Origin of the sequence: Anaerostipes faecis (assembly GCF_910574135.1) — a bacterium.
In the GTDB taxonomy this organism is placed as follows: Bacteria; Bacillota; Clostridia; order Lachnospirales; family Lachnospiraceae; genus Anaerostipes; species Anaerostipes hominis.
The window spans coordinates 107,691-122,749 of record NZ_CAJSYK010000004.1 but is presented as its reverse complement, the minus strand read 5'-3'; the positions used below and the strand labels follow the sequence as shown (position 1 = coordinate 122,749).

At 40.2% G+C, this 15,059-nt stretch carries 14 protein-coding genes; 1 reads left to right on the top strand and 13 read right to left on the bottom strand.

The window, feature by feature from the left end:
- Positions 1 to 54: 54 nt before the first annotated feature.
- The gene (locus tag QGT46_RS04740; protein ID WP_148458612.1) at positions 55 to 1,221 is read right to left on the bottom strand and encodes an SAM-dependent methyltransferase; all 1,167 of its coding nucleotides are present in this window, start codon (positions 1,219 to 1,221) and stop codon (positions 55 to 57) included.
- Positions 1,222 to 1,278: 57 nt separating this feature from the next.
- The gene (locus QGT46_RS04735; protein ID WP_270430829.1) at positions 1,279 to 2,007 is read right to left on the bottom strand and encodes a helix-turn-helix domain-containing protein; all 729 of its coding nucleotides are present in this window, start codon (positions 2,005 to 2,007) and stop codon (positions 1,279 to 1,281) included.
- A gap of 129 nt (positions 2,008 to 2,136) precedes the next feature.
- Here QGT46_RS04735 and QGT46_RS04730 point away from each other — a divergent pair, with 129 nt between their 5' ends.
- Positions 2,137 to 2,625 carry a sporulation initiation factor Spo0A C-terminal domain-containing protein gene (locus QGT46_RS04730; RefSeq protein ID WP_024726607.1) on the top strand — a complete coding sequence of 163 codons (489 nt, stop codon included), beginning with the start codon at positions 2,137 to 2,139 and terminating at the stop codon, positions 2,623 to 2,625.
- Positions 2,626 to 3,124: 499 nt separating this feature from the next.
- Here the strand turns inward: QGT46_RS04730 and QGT46_RS04725 are convergent, their stop codons facing one another.
- The 11 genes from QGT46_RS04725 to QGT46_RS04675 all read right to left on the bottom strand — a co-directional run bounded on the left by QGT46_RS04725 (position 3,125) and on the right by QGT46_RS04675 (position 14,986).
- On the bottom strand, positions 3,125 to 4,279 hold the full coding sequence (locus tag QGT46_RS04725; RefSeq protein WP_235824516.1) for a CDP-glycerol glycerophosphotransferase family protein: 1,155 nt from the start codon (positions 4,277 to 4,279) through the stop codon (positions 3,125 to 3,127).
- 18 nt (positions 4,280 to 4,297) lie between these two features.
- Positions 4,298 to 5,233: a glycosyltransferase family 2 protein gene (locus QGT46_RS04720; protein ID WP_024726605.1), complete on the bottom strand. Its 936-nt coding sequence runs from the start codon at positions 5,231 to 5,233 to the stop codon at positions 4,298 to 4,300.
- 12 nt (positions 5,234 to 5,245) lie between these two features.
- Positions 5,246 to 7,624 (bottom strand): LTA synthase family protein, encoded by a 2,379-nt coding sequence (locus tag QGT46_RS04715; RefSeq protein WP_024726604.1) that lies wholly within the window; start codon positions 7,622 to 7,624, stop codon positions 5,246 to 5,248.
- Positions 7,625 to 7,673: 49 nt separating this feature from the next.
- Positions 7,674 to 8,840, bottom strand: a complete 1,167-nt coding sequence (locus QGT46_RS04710; RefSeq protein ID WP_148458613.1) for a CDP-glycerol glycerophosphotransferase family protein — start codon at positions 8,838 to 8,840, stop codon at positions 7,674 to 7,676.
- Between the two features lie 14 nt (positions 8,841 to 8,854).
- The gene (galU, locus tag QGT46_RS04705; RefSeq protein WP_148458614.1) at positions 8,855 to 9,748 is read right to left on the bottom strand and encodes a UTP--glucose-1-phosphate uridylyltransferase GalU; all 894 of its coding nucleotides are present in this window, start codon (positions 9,746 to 9,748) and stop codon (positions 8,855 to 8,857) included.
- Positions 9,749 to 9,764: 16 nt separating this feature from the next.
- Entirely contained in the window at positions 9,765 to 10,187 is a 423-nt protein-coding gene (tagD, locus tag QGT46_RS04700; RefSeq protein ID WP_024726601.1) for a glycerol-3-phosphate cytidylyltransferase, read from the bottom strand.
- A 26-nt stretch (positions 10,188 to 10,213) separates the two neighbouring features.
- Positions 10,214 to 10,960, bottom strand: a complete 747-nt coding sequence (locus QGT46_RS04695) for an ABC transporter ATP-binding protein (protein ID WP_024726600.1) — start codon at positions 10,958 to 10,960, stop codon at positions 10,214 to 10,216.
- Between the two features lie 9 nt (positions 10,961 to 10,969).
- Positions 10,970 to 11,752 carry an ABC transporter permease gene (locus tag QGT46_RS04690; RefSeq protein WP_024726599.1) on the bottom strand — a complete coding sequence of 261 codons (783 nt, stop codon included), beginning with the start codon at positions 11,750 to 11,752 and terminating at the stop codon, positions 10,970 to 10,972.
- Positions 11,753 to 11,774: 22 nt separating this feature from the next.
- Positions 11,775 to 12,800 (bottom strand): ribitol-5-phosphate dehydrogenase, encoded by a 1,026-nt coding sequence (locus QGT46_RS04685; protein WP_024726598.1) that lies wholly within the window; start codon positions 12,798 to 12,800, stop codon positions 11,775 to 11,777.
- A 1-nt stretch (position 12,801) separates the two neighbouring features.
- Positions 12,802 to 13,512 (bottom strand): 2-C-methyl-D-erythritol 4-phosphate cytidylyltransferase, encoded by a 711-nt coding sequence (locus tag QGT46_RS04680; protein ID WP_024726597.1) that lies wholly within the window; start codon positions 13,510 to 13,512, stop codon positions 12,802 to 12,804.
- 85 nt (positions 13,513 to 13,597) lie between these two features.
- Entirely contained in the window at positions 13,598 to 14,986 is a 1,389-nt protein-coding gene (locus QGT46_RS04675; RefSeq protein ID WP_024726596.1) for a polysaccharide pyruvyl transferase family protein, read from the bottom strand.
- Positions 14,987 to 15,059: the final 73 nt, after the last annotated feature.

Sequence of the window (15,059 nt, the reverse complement as noted above, 5' to 3'; positions counted from 1 at the left end):
TATTCCAAAGTCAAAACGACTTGCGGAATACCTTTTTCTATATCATTCTATACATCAATACCATCTGCTCATCGGCAGTTCATTATTTATCCCGTTGGTAAATAAAAGCTGATGCAGATCAATGATGCCATTCTGAAAGGTTGACGCACAGGCACAAAGATACAGATCCCACATCCTGGAAAATGTCTCTCCGAACCGTTCTTCGATCTCTCTTCTGTGCTCATTAAAATTCTTATCCCAGCACAGCAGCGTTTTATTGTAATGTCTCCTCAGACTCTCTGCGTCCAGTAAATAAAAACGATACTTGGCGCTCAGGCTGGTGATCTCCCGCAGACTCGGTATCACGCCTCCCGGGAAAATATATTTCTTCATCCATGGATCTCCCGGATGTTCTTCCAGCGCACTGATAAAATGCAGGAGAAACACCCCTCCTGGCTTCATCGCCCTTTTGATACACTGGAAAAACAGTTCATAATGATCTCGTCCCACATGTTCCAGCATACCCACGCTGACAACCCGGTCAAATTTTTTCCCATATCCCGCAAGATCACGATAATCCATCAGTTCAGCATGCAGGTAATCCTCAAGTCCTTCTTCCCTGATCCTCTTTTCGAATCCCTGCTGTTGTTCTCTGCTCAGTGTGATCCCTGTGCCCCGGATTTTATATTTCTTTGCGGCCTCTGTGAGAAGATATCCCCAGCCGCATCCAATGTCCAAAAGCTCCATACCTTCTTTCAGATAAAGCTTTTCCAGTATTCTCTGTGTCTTCTTTTTCTGTGCATCAAAAAGCGTGTCCTGCTCATTCTCAAAATACCCGCAGGAATAATTTAAAGTCTCATCCAGCCAGAGACTGTAAAAGTCGTTTCCCAGATCATAATGCGATGCGACGTCTTCTTTCTGCTTTCTTCTCCCCAGAGACGGAAACATCAGTTTCCTTAATACTCTGGTATCCACAGAAAAGTTCCCCATCTGTCCGAGAAAATAGTACAGGGCCTGATACAGATCCCCGTCGATCTCTAAATCACCCCGCATATATGCCTCTCCCAGCGCCAGAGACGTACTTGTGATCATCTCCTTCAGATCCGGCTCTTTTTTAAAAATAATGGAAAACCTGGGATTTCCATGCCCGATTGTATACTCTTCTTCTCTGATTTTAACAAGAAACGGAGTCTCATCAAATCTGTCCAAAAAATGGAGAATTGCTTTTTCTTCCAGCTTCATATGCTCTGTCACACCCTTTCTAACGTCATATCTTGAGTATTGACAGATTTACAGCTTTTAAACGGTGGATGTCAAATCGGGAATATCAATCGTTCCTACGTATCTTCCGACTCTCTTATATTCCAGAGAATTGGTGATCAATTCATCATCTATGGTGCCGTTTAATGATCTCAGAAACTGGACGCCGTGTCTCTTAAAATAGCGTCCTATGCATAAATATCCGGCCCGAAGAAACATCCATATCTCTCCATGCTTCGGCAGACGTCCATCCAGATATTGAAAACCCAGAACTGAATTTCTGCAAAACTTTGGTTCCAGATTGCTTGTGCGCACCCATACAAAAAATGTACATTCCCTTGTAAGCGGATTCTGTTCCACCCATACATCATGTACTTTCTGGCTCCCATAGTCGGCCAGCCCATCCTCCACACTGGTAAATTCAAAACATTTCATAGCTTTTTTACCTGACGATGTCAGAGACACCATTTTGTCATATTCCAGATTGATCACATATTTGATATATTCTTTTTGATGCGCCGGCAGTCTCTTGAACTTCTGAATATAATCCTCGTAACTGTATGGCACCATTGGCTCTCTGTTGGAAAACTCATCCAGAGAACAATTTAAGGAGGCCGCCACTTCTTCCATCGTATTATACCTGGGATTTGGTGTAATACCGCATACAATTTTTGATAAAGTTCCTATCGGAATCCTGCTGGTTTTTGACAGTTCTTCCACAGTAAAATTTTTTGACTGCATAATTTCCTTTAGTTTTTTATAATTCATCCGCTTAACCTTCCAAATATGGAATAAATCCATTGCTCCATAAGTTGACAATATTCCTCATTATTCTCTATAATGAACATGATTACATAATCTAAGGAACCAACATTATCTTTATAAGGGGAGTATATCATGCAAAACGAAAATCTTCAATTGGTACTGTCAGATGATACAATTTTACAAATTTCGGTCATCCATTCAAAGGATAGGGCACCTATACCTGACACCACATCTCACGTGATTCACATTAACCAGCTGTTAAATCAGACAGTTTCCGGAACTCAGCATCTGGACCTTTCCGGAAAGATCAGCAAACTTTTAAAACAGCTGGGCATCACCCCGAATCTGAAAGGCTACCTCTACCTGAGACAGGCAATTGAAAAAGGAGTGCGGGATCCTTCGGTTTTTGACGGCATTACAAAACGTCTGTATCCGTATATTGCAGAGCAGAATCATACCACGTCCACCAGTGTAGAGAGGACGATCCGCCATGCCATCGACACTGTTTGGAACAAGGGAAACAAAGAATTATTCTGGAGCATAACTCAGACATTCACGCTGGAACGTCCTACAAACAGTCAGTTTATTATTCAGCTGGCTGAATATTTCTCAGAATATTAAATTATTTTATCAGCTTTCTTTTATTTAGAATGACCGTTCATAAAATCGTCCTTTACCCGGGTATTACTTCCGGATAAAGGACGGCATTTCTTAAATATTTCTCTTCTATTCATCCATACTCCAGCTTTCATGGAATCTCTGCTCATAGTCTTCGGCCAGTATCTGACGGAAATCCGGATGTGCGATCTGGATTCGCTTTTTGGTCCGGTTTCTCAGGGGTTTCCATGTCTTCCATTCTCAAATCATCTGGTGCATAATAGACAGCCGCTCTCATATGTTTCTCCTCCTTTTTTACTGCATGATTCCTCTTACGTTATCTCAAGAACACCATGCCCCTTTCTTTACCCTCAACCAGACTATTTCCCATCAGGTAAGAAAGATCAAAAACAAAGTCTTTTCTGATAAATAAAAGAAAAAGCTGATCCTCCGTTTCATCTACGGAGAATCAGCTTTTCACTGTCTCTTTTTCTGCATATGGAATTTTTCGTCTGCATATCACCTACAAAAGCTGCATCTTTTCCAGAAGCGCTCTGCCCACTTCCCTCTGTCCTCTTTTACAATAAAAAAGGTCCCTGACTTTTTTTCTGTCTTCCTTAAAATCATCAATTCCTGAGACTATCTGACTCATGCCGTTCATTAATTCATCAAAGGTCCCGGCCTTGATCCCCGGTGTCACTTCATCATAAGGAAAATACATCTCCCTGTCCTTTTCAATATAGCTGTCATAATCAAAATCATAGAAAATGACCGGGCGGTCCAGCAGCAGATAGTCGATATATGTGCTGGAGTAATCGGTGATCAGTATATCCGTTTCTATCAGCAGCTCCTGAATATCCAGCGAATCCTTTGTCATGTCTACAATATTGGAATAATCCGAAAGATCTACATCCTCATGGATATGATAAAAATGTCTGCGGATGATAAACAGTATCTGATGATCCCGGCAGAATTCATCCAGGCCTTTTAAGTCAAAATGCTCCTTCAAAGGAAACGGAGTCTTCCCTTCCTGCCGGTGTGTTGGCGCGTAAAGGACTACGTTCTGTCCCTCAAGCCGCTTCCTCAGTTTTTCATTCACCGGGAAAAGCTCCTCATCATCGTAGAAGAAATCATTCCTGGGCTGTCCATAAGTAAGGATCTGCTCCGCGGGACGACGGAATGCACTCTTATAAATCTCGGAAAAGGTCCGGCTCGTGGCTACCACATACTCTCTTCCCAGAGGAAACTGCTGAATTTTACGCCGGATCCTCTGTCCCCTGCTGTCCCAGTCTTTTTCCTTGGTATCATCATATCCAACCTTCTTGAGCGGAACTCCATGCCAGACATTCAAAAATACGGCTCTGCCGAGAAATGCATGATTCAGATCACTGATCCCATTGCACATCACCGCATATTTCGCCCTGAGCTGACAGAGAATCCCCTTCCGGTCAGAAAACAGATAGGCCTCATAGCCAAGCGCCCTCACTTCCCTGACAACCTGGGGATTTTTCGTAATCCAGACCGGGCGGATTCCTTCCATCTGGTTTGCTTCTATGAAAAGATATTTAGGATTATCGGCAAACTGCTGTCCGAGCCAGGCACCGAACACCCATACCTTTCTGCTCCTGGGCCAAAGACACGACAAGTACATTACAATATATTTCAGTATAAGCTTCATACCACTTTTCATCTCATCTTAACCCCACAGCCACTGCATCAGCTTACGGATTTTCCCTTCTTTCAGAACCTGATGATTCCGGTAGAAGTAAAGTCTGCGCATCTTTCCTCTATAATATAGATTCCCATAAGTTTTCAAAAGATTATATTCATCCAGTCCTTCGATTTCTTCCCCATAGGTTTCTACAAATCCCTGGATCTGCTCCATAGATTTAATCATCTGTTTCCGGTAGGACTCTTTGCCCTCTTTGAGTCTCTGCATTAAAAACACAGGATTCTTTGAATTCTTCGCTCCCACGGAATTATTTCCATGCTGCCTGTAATACATCGTAGGTTCATTGACAAAGGCAATCCTCCCGAAAATCTTGGCGACAAGAGCCGCCCAGTAATCGTGCATCAGAATTTTCCCCATAGGAAGCGGCTGCAGAAAATACTTCTGAAGTGCCCGGTTAATCATTGCTGTGCATCCGGTTACAGAATTTTGTACGATCAGCTGGTTTAATGCAATCCTTTTGGGCAGGTTTGCATATTGGAAGAAGGATTCTGCGATCATCTCCAGATTTTCGTCTACCACTGAAAGATCCGTGTGTACAAGGATCGGCGTATCCTTCCCATACCGTTCCTCCATGGCTTCCATCTTCTTCATCGTCTCATAAATCTTATCCCGTTTCCACACATCATCCTGGTCACAGAACATAAAATACGGTCCATGCGAATTTCTCAGAAGATTAATAAAATTATTCTTGGCACTTCCGGTGGCAGGCTCATTTTTTATGATCTTCACCTGGTCCGGATAGCGCTTTTTAAACTCTCTCAAGATGTTCAGAGTCCCGTCACAGGATCCGTCGTCTCCTGTGATAAGCCTCCAATTACCATATGTCTGGGAAGCAATGGATTCTAATTGAGCCTTCAAATAATCCTCTCCATTATATGTTGCTAATAGAATTGTAACCATAGCCCTACCCTCCTACTCCTTCAGGAAAAATAAAGAATCGTCTCTCTTATCCTTTGCAAACAGATGATAGTACTGGACCATCCAGTACTCTTTTAAATCCTCCGGCAGGTCATCCAGCGTGTCAATTGTGTGCAGCTGCCTGTTGGCATCCATATACACATGGGATGTGACGACCGGATACTTTTTGTGCAGTTTTAGCAAGTACTTTTCATATGGTGTCTCATCCAGGTTCAAAGTATTCACAAGGAAGGCTCCCAGATAATTAGGGCTGATATCATTGACTGTCTGTTCTTTAATGTCGTAGTTAGCCCAAATGACAAACGGTACCTTTTGTTTTCTCTGTGCACTGCCATTGTTTACTTTATTATAGAATTCAACATCCAGGCTTGGCTGGTGGTCTCCGAACATGACGATCACTGTGGGTTCTTTTACCTTTTCAAAATAACGGACCAAGTATTCAAAGGCAGAGTCTGATTCTTTCACAAGACTGAGATAACGGTCTGCAATCTCATCGCCTTTTCCGTCGGTGATATGAATCTTTTGGTTAAAATTCGTATATCCTTTGTCATATCCCCCGTGATTCTGCACAGTCACATTAAACATATAATAAGGAGTACTGTCCTTTTCTTTTGCCTTCTCATACTCTTCAATCACTTTTTTGTAGTTTTCTTTATCGGAGATAAATCTTCTCAGCATCTCCGGTTCCTTAAAGTCCACATCGGAAAGGAAATCGCTGAATCCTAGCAGCGGATACACAACCTCCCGGTTATAGCCGCTGGCCAGATATGGATGAAGAGCTTTCATTCCCTGGTATCCCTGTTCCTTCAAAGTGGTGGTAAGGCTTCCCAGCTCATCCTTTACCTGATACTGGTATGCTACAGATCCCCCCGGAAGAAACGCCATGGAACTGCCCGTCAGAAACTCAAACTCAGAGTTGGCTGTCTGACCTCCAAAGCTTGACATGTACATGTTTCCTTTGATTGTATTTTTCTTCAGGCTGTGATAGAACGGCATATAATCCTGATTGGTCTTAAAATCTCCGAGAACCGACAGATCAGAGAAGGACTCATTCATGACTGCAATGACATTCGGAGTCTGTTTTGTCGTCTTTTTCCCGGATACATTGATATTCCGGTTCTCCTCCTCAGCCTTTTTCACATAAGGCTTCATGATCTGCTCCACTTTTTCCTCCGAGTAGCCTTCCGGTTTTTCTGCCACTAAGAACTTAAGGCTGGCTGTAAAAATCGCCGCATAGCCGTTTCTCTTACAGCTGACAGATGGGTTAAACAGCTTGATCTTGATCCCCCATTCCCTCAGACGCTGGGTATTGCTGAACACACTGATATTCACCAGCAGCATTCCCGCAAATACCGCTGCCGGTATCAATCTCTGTTTCTTTTTCAGCCCTTTTCCTGCATTCAGCCGGAATAAAACGATCAGAAATCCAAGGATCAGGACTCCATTCCACAGAATCGCCGTGTTGATGCTGTACTCATAACCTGCTGCCACATTGGCAGCTGTCCGGATCGAAGTAAAATCAATTGGCATGAGATCAATTCCCCGGAAAGAAACTACAAAGTAATTAGCCAGCCCCAGCAAAGACACTGTAATGATCGTCAGAAAAGAAGCAATCTTTGTCCGGTTCGTGATCAAAAAGAAAAATGCCAGCAAAAGAATATAGACCAGCAGATTGACGCTGCTCTTAAAAACACCAAGATTCCGTATACTGGTCTGATTAAACCGTTCCAGCAGAACAAACGCCAGCACCGGCGTAACAGCAAACATAGCCCTGCTCAGGTAAAGATTCCATTTTTCATTGAGCTTATTTGGGATCCACAGAAGAACCTCCAACATTAAGATTGCTCCCAGGAGCATACAAAACTTGATGGTATTAAACCCATAATAATGCATAGTGAGATCCGGTCTCCTGGCTGTGATGTTCTGTTCTTTTGGCATATCAACGGCTTTTAAGCTGAGATTATAGCTCTCACCCTTTTTAAGCTTTTTATTCACATCGTAGACCGTTCCCTGAATCCCTCTGGCATAGATCCCTTTTCTCATCTCAGAGGCTGGAAAATCTTTCTTCCACACACTTTTCCCGGATGAATCTTTGATCTCAGCCTGGACATGTCCCTGAGCCGTGTCCCCTTTCGGGTTCAGATAGGTCATCTCAAAATACTTCAGTTCTCTCTGTGCTGCCGTAAACTCTAGCTTCTTCTCCCAGCCGTCACAAACTACTTCCGTCTCCGGCGAGTCAATCTTGTACGCCTTAAATATATCTCCCTGAAAAATCTTGTACTGGAATGCCGCAAAAATAAAGTATAGTATAATGACAGCCAATCCGATCCATTGGAAGATATGCTTCTTCTTCTCGTTTTTTCTCGTTAACATGCTGTTAAACCTTTCATATAGATAAAAAAGAAGAGTTTCCTCTTCTTTTTTATTGTCCTGTAATCTTTTTCACGATCTTATCTGCCGCTTTTCCATCATCCCTGCAGTTAAATTTCTCGTGATAAGCATCGTATTTGTCTTTCCACTGTACTGGATCATAAGTGAGGATGTCTTCGATCAGCTGGTCCGTATCCCTTGAAATAGGCCCCGGTACTTCATTGACAAAATCAAAATAGAATCCTCTTAAATTATCTTTATAATCCTCCAGATCATAGGCAAAGAAAAACATCGGACGTCTTAAAATACTGTAATCAAACATTACAGAAGAATAGTCCGTGATAAGAAGGTCAGACACCAGATAAAGCCATGCAATATCCTTTGTCTCATCAAACGTGTAGACAAATCCCTTGTATGGGCTCCAGTCAATGGACTCTGAGACGAGATAATGGTATTTTACGATAAATACATACTCATCTCCCAGTGCTTCTCTGGCCTTATCAAAATCCAGCTTTGATGCAAACTTATATTTTCCTTTAGAGTGGAACTCATTGTCTCTCCATGTAGGAGCATATAAGATAATCTTCTTATCCAGAGGAAGACCCAGCTTCTGCCTCATTTTCTGAATGGCTTCCGTATTGTCATCGTTGATCAAAATATCATTTCTTGGATATCCGATTTCCAGGATAGGTTTATCTTCAAAAGCAAAACAACTTTTAAATATCTCCGTGGAAAACGGATTCTGTGAGATGAGATAATCCCATAGAGACGTGGCCCTGCGGAACTTATTATGGTAGCCTTCGATATTCTGGCTTCCGCCCATATCCATCTTATCCATGTCCAGAGCAAGTTTTTTAAGAGGTGTTCCATGCCATGTCTGAATATACATACAGGAATCTTTTTTCCTCATGTACATAGGCTGCCTGCTGTCAAATACCCAGACTCCGGCCCTCATCAGATACCAGAAATATGGAATATAATTATTTCTTATTTTTTTGCAGCGGCCCGGGATCTCGATTGTGGTATCAAACAATAACCAGACCAGAGTATACTCTTTATCCAGCCCCTGACGCACCATCTCTTCATATATATATCTTGGATTTCCAGAATAATTTCTTCCGTTGCTGCTTTGGAATAGAATGATTTTTTTGCTTGTTGGTATAATATATGTTAATCTTTTGTATATCTCAATTATTAATTGTTTGATTTTTTGTTTCATAGTTGTCCACTCTCTTATAATTTCTGACTAATTTCTTTTAAATAAGCAGCAACTTGATCATACAGTTCTGGTCTTTCCAAGGCAAGATCAATAGTCGCTTTTATAAAACCAAACTTGTCACCCACATCATAACGGATACCCTCAAAGTCATATGCATAAACTGCCTGTGTATCTATCAGCCGGCAGATAGCATCTGTCAGCTGAATCTCCCCGCCTGCACCGACTCCCTGGCTTTCCAGCAGTTCAAAGATCTCCGGAGTCAAAACATACCGTCCAAGCACAGCCATACGGCTCGGAGCATCTTTCTGCTTTGGTTTCTCCACCATGTTATCAAGCTTTACAGCTCGTCCGTCTGCAGGTACATTTTTATTTGGGGCCACGATCCCGTATTTGCTTACTTGGTCCTCTGCTACTGTCTGGACACCTACAACAGATGCATGGTGTTTGTTATAAGCCTCTATCAACTGTCCAAGGGCCGGTTTGCCCCCTTTATTGATTACAACATCATCCCCAAGCAGAACAGCAAAAGGATCATTTCCAATAAATGATTTAGCACATAATACTGCATGCCCGAGCCCCTTAGGCTCTTTTTGCCTTACATAATAAATATTTGCGAGATTGGATATATCATTAATCATCTTGACTTGGTCCATTTTCCCTGATTCAGCCAAACGTTCTTCTAATTCGTATGCTTTGTCGAAGTGATTTTCCATACAGTGTTTATTAGAATTTGTAATAATCAAAATCTCCTCAATTCCACTGGATACCGCTTCTTCGACAATATACTGTACAGTAGGAACATCTACTATCGGAAGCATTTCCTTAGGAATCGCCTTTGTTGCCGGCAAAAACCTAGTACCTAATCCCGCTGCTGGAATGACAGCCTTTCTCACTTTCTGTGTATTCATAGAGCCCTCCTGTTTATTACAATTCACTTGATTCTTGTTTCTGCTCTCCCATTAATCCCAGATCTTGCTTTATTTTTGTGGTAGAAATACCTTCTGTTCTTGGAAGATATACCACATCACAATACTCTTTTAAAAAGTCAAATTTGCCTTCCCAATCATTTCCCATAACAAAAGTATCGACATGATATTCCTGAACATCGGAGACTTTTTGTTCCCAATTATTTTCCGGGATTACTAAATCTACATACCTGATAGCTTCCAGAAGCTTTTTTCTCTCTTCATAACTGAAATAACATTTCTTCTGCTTTTCGTTCCAGTTAAATTCATCCGTAGAAAGAACAACAATCAAATAATCTCCTAATTCTTTTGCTCTTCTTAATAAATTAATATGTCCTGCATGAAGCAAGTCATAAGTACCATAGGTAATTACCTTTTTCATTAAGTAAAACCTCCTCTATTTTGGCTCTAATTCGTTTTCTCTTCGTAAATCTTGCTGACTTCCTCTACTGTGCCACTCGCAATAATCTGTCCAGCTTCCAACAGTATGGCCTTATTGCACAATCTCTTTACCTGTTCTAACGAATGTGATACAAACAATACAGTAACTCCTTTGTCAAACATGTTCATGATCTTCTTTTCGCTCTTTTTTCTAAACTTGGCATCTCCTACAGACAATACTTCATCTAAAATCAAGATATCCGGCTCCACCAGTGTTGCTACAGAAAAACCAAGTCTGGTTTTCATTCCTGATGAATAATTTTTTACTGGGACATCAATAAACTTTTCCAGCTCTGAAAACTGTACAATTTCTTCATATTTTTCATCTAAAAATTTTTTAGAGAAACCTAGTACCGCACCATACAAATAGATATTTTCTCTTCCTGTATACTGTTGATCAAATCCTGCACCAAGTTCTAATAGGGGTGCAATTTTTCCTTTTGTGGTCACTGTACCTTCCGTCGCTTTCAGTACTCCGGCGATAACTTTCAGTAAAGTACTTTTACCTGCTCCATTGAGCCCCAAAATGCCCAGGCGATCCCCCTTGTTTAATGTAAAGTTTATATTTTTCAAGGCCCAAAATTCATTATATTGAAGTTCTCTTTTTAACAATTTAATTACATAATCTTTTAAATCATCAACTTTTTCCTGACTTAAATTAAATTTCATTCCGACATTTTCAACTTTAAGGACCTCTTTTTTTTGCTTAGCCATAGTATCCTCCTAAATGTGTAAAATAAATTCATCCTGCTTCTTGTAGAAGAAATAAAGACCTATGATTACAGAAAAAACAGCAAACACAGTCGATGCAAGGAGGAAGTGCGTATTCATTGGGCGACCATAGACAGCTTGACGGAAATTATGAATTAATAAGTATAGAGGATTACATTTCAGTACAAATTGATATATTCCTGGTTTATTTAATAATTTCTCTGCAGGATAAAAAATTGCTGACGCATACATAATTAACATTAATGCAACAGACCATAAGTATTCTAAATCCCTAAAAAACACTGCCATAGTAGATAAAATCATACCCACCCCGAATGCAGTTACCAAAATCAAAACCAGAGGTACAACAGCCTGCACAAGATATATTGTTGGATATACCTTAAGAACAACAGCAACTGCCACAAGAACAATCAAAGACAGCAGAAAAATAATATAATTAAAAAGTACACTGGACAAAGGGTATATATATTTTGGTACATAAACCTTTTTAATCATTCCTGCATTGTTACGTATCGACTTCATTGCCCCGCTCGTCGCAGAAGAAAAGAAAGTATACAACAGTCGTCCCGTCAGGATATATACAGGGAAGGTTGGATCTGGATTTCCAAACATTGAACCGAAAACGATTGTCAGCACAATCATTGTAAGAAGCGGCTCAAGAAGTGTCCAAAGAATCCCTAAATACGAACGCCTATATTTTAATTTTATACCTTTTTTTACAAGCTCCACTAAAAGAAATCTATATTTCTTAAAATTCTCAATATATGTCTTCACTTTCTTTTCTCCCTGACCCAAATCATTTTTTCCATACCATAATAGTCTTTCCAAAAGCTTTCTGGATATCTAATTCAAATGCCTTTGTCATATCTTTGATCGTATTTACTTCAACGACAGCTCCGACAATATTGCTGAGATAATCCACAATTTCAGGATTCTTTTCGAAAAGTTCAACTGTCTTAACAAAATCTTTTCTGCCACTTCGGCTGCTGCCAAACATACGCAGACCTTTTTCCAGTATCATTCGAGTCTCCACCGGTATCGGATACTCTGATACCCCTAAAATAGAAATAGTGCCTTCTGGATTTATAAAATCTATAATCTGTTGAATCGCCTTCTGAGAGCCGTCCCCTCCTACACATTCAATAGCATGATCAATGGACAGATCATCTGGGATTTCCCGAACAAGATAGGTCTCGTCAACGAATGAAAAGTCATCTAATTTGTCCTGATTTACACCAAAAACATATAGTTTTGTATCAGGGAACATCGCCTTAAATAATAATGCTGTAATGAATCCTAGATTTCCATCTCCCCAAATACCAACACTTTCACGCCTTTGATGAGCAATAGAATCAAATCTGCTCAATGCATGTACACTAACAGAAATAATCTCAGTAAACGCTGCAACTGTTTTATCTATATTTTCTGGCAGCCGTACAATGCGGTCTCTATCAAGAGCGACATTATCCTGCATGAATCCATCAAAGCCGCTGCCTCTGAATTTGCTGCTGCGTAAATAATTTTCAGATACAATATCATCACTTTCCGTTGGGGTATTCGGTACCATAACCACTGCATCTCCAGGCTGAAACTCGCCTTTCGGGTCATAGACCACCTCTCCGATCCCCTCATGAATTAATGCCATCGGTAATTTTTTAGCTAAAACTTCGGGTGCTCTTTTCCCTTGATAATATCTTTGGTCCGCATTACATATAGATAAATGGGTAGGTCTCACAACTACCTGTTCCCCAAATAAATCGATTTCATTAAACTCTACTTCAAAATGACGGGGTGCCGTCAAACGATAAACCGTATTTAGCATATTAGAGATCTCCTTTAATCATTGTCTCCATCACCTGTAAATCAAAAGGATAAGTTATTTTTGTATTAAATACCTCACCTTCCACAAGATATACTGGTTCTCCCTTTAATACACATATCCTACATGCATCAGGAAGAGTTTGTCTCTCTTCTTCCGATAAGGAATTATATAATTTTCTGATCTTTGCTGCCTGAAATGACTGAGGTGTCTGTCCCTGGCACATTCTTCTTCTATCCGGAATATCAGCAATCATATGGCCTTCTTCAGTTCTTTGTACAATTGTATCCGCTGCTGAAACAACTGTATCACATGCTCCATATTCCCGTGCTGCCTGTATATTTTCTTCCAGTATTCTATGTGTAACAAAAGGTCTCACTGCGTCATGCGTCACTATGATCGTGTCATCAGTGACACCATATTTTTTTTCAATATAGGTTACTGAAGCCATGATTGTTTCATTTCTTGTCTCTCCACCCTCAATAACTATAATTTTCTTATCATTATTCAAATATTTTTTTACTAAATTCTTTGTATGCCCTATCCATGATGGAGGACATAAAATGATCACTTCATCAAAATTCTTATTTACAAAAAACTTTTCCACCGTATGAATAATAACCGGTTTTCCTCCAAGATTTAAATATTGTTTGGGCTTTTCAACATTTCCCATCCTGCTGCCGATTCCACCTGCTAATATGACTCCGAATACCATAATACACCTCACATTTTATAATTGAAATTCTATCTAATCTATTCTACCGTAAATCTGCATTTAATTCAACTACTCTTGATGATTCCTACCTTTTCAACAATTTTCTCAAACTGACCGCATATTTTACGGGTTTACTTTCCAGAAGTTCTTTTCTGTACTGAGATTCCTTTTTTTCTCGATTACATTCCCTTTTTAAATCCCGAAAATCCACTCTTAATTGCTTTTCTCTTATTTCTCTTTCTCGATAATACTTGTCTACCCTGTGAATATTGTCTTCATAGCTGTGCCCATTTAATGTGTCAACTGGTGGGGGTAGTTTTACATTGTTTATCCTTTTATCCAAAGGTGCTTCTTTTGGATTCTGCCCATTTTTAAAAATATGTTCAATACCATTTTCCTCGAGAAACTTTAAATATGCGTGAAAGTTCTTGTCATGATCTTTTAATACGGACTTAAAATCAATCTTCTCTATTAATTCAAAAACATCCTGCCCTGGTCTTAGATCTTTTGCGTGGATATGAGGCAGGTGATGAAACTCAGTTAATTCTTTCATTCTGGAGTCATGAGGAATCAGCAAAGCCGGGGTCCCTGCAACAATTGACGCAATATTACCATGGAGCCTGCCGCCAATACTTAAGTCTACTTTTTCAAGAAAATCAAACCAAGTTTTCGCATTTAAAAAACACCTCACTCTGTTTTCCCTATAGACTTCATCCAACATACTATCTGGATAATCCTTTGCATGTTTCTGCTTATGGATGTAAGGCTCTCCTGCAAAAGTCATTTTCAATTCTTGAAGCCTTTGAGGCAAAAAATAATAGTCCGGTATTTGCCTCATCACATTACGCAAAAACTGATTGACATTGTTTGGTGCTACAACAGAAGCGTTGATCGAAATCCTTGAATCTGTTGACAATCTCGGCTGTCTGACTGTCAGATCCGCCCCATTGGTATACATGGAAGGGCACCCTATAACTGTAAAGTCTATTTCTTCTCTAAACCCAAGCTTTTTTAGATATGCTGCGGTAACTTCTCCCCGTATACCAATCTTGGCAGAATGGTCAAGAACTGCTTTAACAAATTCCTTTACCTCTTCATCAAACGGAAATTCTCTTGTTATATCAGCATCCATAGGTGCCCTCAATCCGACTCCAACAATGACTACAGGTATTCTAAGCTTACGGATAAGATGTGTTAAATCTTTAAGAGTATCGACCATATCTAATCGAAAAGCATCTGCAAACGGCATAACATAAGCATCATAGGTTTCGTTGATAAAATCAGCATGAACACTTTTTCTAAGTCTGTAGCGATTTGGAATTAATTCCTGATGATCTGTGGTCAATGCCCGATAAAAACCATTTAGATAGATTAGATTTCCTGTATTATCTCCTATTGCATTGTCTAAAATCACTTGTGCTGCATCAAAGTTTTCATATGGAGCCATTCCTGCTCTTGTTAAAATCTGTTTCATTTTCTCCCTCTATTGTTGTCATTTTTCTATTGCAAAATAGAGCCATACTCCATACATAAAGTATTGGCCCTAA